1 protein-coding gene is annotated in these 398 nt (G+C 62.1%); it reads right to left on the reverse strand.

The features are described 5' to 3' along the window. Positions 1-398: hypothetical protein (locus GPA22_RS22525; protein ID WP_211169315.1), on the reverse strand; the 398-nt coding region annotated here is incomplete at both ends.

The raw sequence follows: 398 nt of genomic DNA on the forward strand, positions 1-398 counted from the left end.
GGTCTGCCACGGTCGGATTCGAAACGGCGTTGAACAGCATCACGCCGGGCCTAAAGTCTTGTTGAAACCAGATCTGCACCTTGTCGAGCGGACGCAGCGAGGCCGATCCGCGAACGATGGATCTCGGCGCAACATAGATCGGCGTGACGCGCACCACGCGGTCCGGTCCGACTGACGCACCACTCAGCGAAGGGTGAATCGGTCCGTAATCGTTGATGAGCGTGATCTGTTCGGGCGGTCCGCCCGAACTCGCAGGCCCGAGCACCCCCACGGCATCGAGGGTTGCCTGCTGGCCGAGCGCGATGTCTACGGCATTGGTTCGGCTCTCAATGCGCGCGACGCCATCGATGATGTCGGTCCCGAACAGCTGAAATTGCTCCGACCAGGCGAAAGTGTTG

This window comes from Aromatoleum toluvorans, assembly GCF_012910905.1.
Lineage (GTDB): Bacteria > Pseudomonadota > Gammaproteobacteria > Burkholderiales > Rhodocyclaceae > Aromatoleum > Aromatoleum toluvorans.